Origin of the sequence: Saccharomonospora iraqiensis subsp. iraqiensis (assembly GCF_000430445.1) — a bacterium.
Taxonomy (GTDB): Bacteria; Actinomycetota; Actinomycetes; order Mycobacteriales; family Pseudonocardiaceae; genus Saccharomonospora; species Saccharomonospora iraqiensis.
On the sequence record NZ_KE387071.1, the window covers coordinates 2,979 to 5,114 of the forward strand.

Here is a 2,136-nt window from a genome sequence, read left to right on the forward strand (position 1 = left end):
CAGGTCCGTGAGTCGACGCCCCGGGCCCGTCACCTGACGTCGTGCACGCGGGCATCGGCGGGTGGCCGGTGACCCGGACCGGGCGGGGGACCACCGCGGCGCCGAGGGACCTGTCCGCTCAGCGCCAGGACGGCAGCCAGAGCTCGGCCTCCCAGCGGTCCTGCGTGATCGGGTCACCGTTGAGGATCGGCCAGAGCCACACGAAGTTGGCCACCACGAGCCCGACGTAGAGCGAGACCACCAGCAGCCCGGTCCCGCGACGTTCGTAGGCGGCTCGGGCCCGGCCGAGGATCTGGCCGAGCACGAGGGTCAGCCCGAGCGTGAGGAACGGGGCCAGGGGCGTGGCGTAGAAGAAGTACATCTGCCGGTCGAGGTTGGCGAACCAGGGCAGGAAGCCCGCCAGGTATCCGACGAGCACGGCGGTGTAGCGCCAGTCCGCGCGGAACACCGCCCGCCACAGCGCCCACGCCAGCACGGGTACCGAGAGCCACCACAGGGCCGGCGTGCCGATCAGCATCGTGGCGCTGACGCACTCGGCGGCACCGCAGCCGGTGACGTGCTCGCCGGACTCGTAGTAGTAGAGCATCGGCCGCAGGCCCATGGGCCACGTCCACGGCTTCGACTCCCACGGGTGCGGATCACCATCCGGGGTCGAGAGACCGCTGTGGAAGGTCATCATGTTGAACGTGTAGATCGCCAGCGAGTTCAGCGCGTCCGGGAGGAACCCGAAGACCCCCGGGTCCACCTGGTTGATCTCCAGGTAGTGCCGGTCGGTGGCCGTCTCGCTCGAAAACCACGCCCACCAGCTGCCCAGGTACACACCGACGGAGACGAGGCCGATCCCCCAACTCACCGGCAGCAGGTCGCGCCGCACCACGCCCAGCCACGGACGGCGCACCCCGGCCGCCCGGCGGGCCGCCACGTCGAACCCGAGGGTCAGCAGGGCGAAGGCGAGCACCCAGTAGCCACCGGACCACTTCACCGCCGTGGCCAGGCCGAGCAGGACACCGGCACCGAAGCGCCACCAGCGGAACCCGAGGCGCGGCCCGTACGGGGAGTCGTCGACCCAGCCCTGCCGCACGGCCTCGGCGAGTCGCTCGCGCACCTGGTCGCGGTCGCGCAGCAGGCAGCCGAACGCCGCGAACACGAACACGGCGAGGAAGATGTCCAGCATCCCCATCCGGGACTGCAGGTGCAGCACGCCGTCCGCGATGACCAGCACGCCCGCGACCGCGCCGAGCAGCGTGGACCGGGTCAGCCTGCGGGCGATGCGGACGGTGAGCAGCACGATCACCGTGCCCGCGACCGCGGCCGCGAACCGCCATCCCCAGCCGTTGTAGCCGAACAGCCACTCCCCGACGGCGATGAGCTGCTTCGCCAGGGGCGGGTGCACGATCAGCTCGTAGCCGTAGTTGTCCTCGTACCCGCCGTTGCGCAGCATCTGCCACGCCTGGGGGACGTAGTGCTTCTCGTCGAAGACCGGGGTGCCGCCGTCCGTCGGCACGCCCAGGTTCCACAGGCGCACGACCCCGGCGACGGCCGTGAGCACCACCGTGACGACGAATGCACGCAGCCGGTCGGTGGGCATCGGCCTGCCCAGGAGGGTGGCCTCCCGGTCCGTGGGTGGCCGCGGTGCGTCCGGCGCCGGATCCGCGCCCGCCGGGGTGGGGGACAGGAGTGCGGTCACGGCGCTCGATCCTACGGCTTAGTCTTGGGCGTCGTGACGCTCGTACTGGCCGCCACCCCACTCGGTGACTCCCGCGACGCCTCGCCCCGCCTGACCACGGCGCTGGCCGAGGCCGACGTGCTGGCCGCCGAGGACACCCGGCGCCTCCGCTCGCTGGCCACGACGCTCGGGGTGACCCCGTCGGGCCGTATCGTCAGCTACTACGAGGACGTGGAACAGGCACGGCTGCCGGGCCTGCTCGCGGCGGTGCGTGAGGGCCGCACCGTGGTGCTGGTGACCGACGCGGGCATGCCGAGCGTGTCCGACCCCGGCTACCGGCTGGTGCGGGCGTGCGTGGCCGAGGACCTGCCGGTGACCTGCCTGCCCGGCCCGTCCGCGGTGACCACCGCGCTCGCGGTGTCCGGGCTGGCGACCGACCGGTTCTGCTTCGACGGTTTCGTCCCGCGCCG

2 protein-coding genes are annotated in these 2,136 nt (G+C 72.4%); one reads left to right on the forward strand and one right to left on the reverse strand.

The genetic code is table 11. The features are described 5' to 3' along the window. Positions 1–118: 118 nt before the first annotated feature. Positions 119–1,687 carry a dolichyl-phosphate-mannose--protein mannosyltransferase gene (locus ACTIR_RS0107840; RefSeq protein ID WP_026453855.1) on the reverse strand — a complete coding sequence of 523 codons (1,569 nt, stop codon included), beginning with the start codon at positions 1,685–1,687 and terminating at the stop codon, positions 119–121. 33 nt (positions 1,688–1,720) lie between these two features. Between ACTIR_RS0107840 and rsmI the strand changes: the two genes are divergently transcribed. Continuing rightward, positions 1,721–2,136: 16S rRNA (cytidine(1402)-2'-O)-methyltransferase (gene rsmI / locus ACTIR_RS0107845; protein WP_026453856.1), on the forward strand; the 416-nt coding region annotated here is incomplete at its 3' end.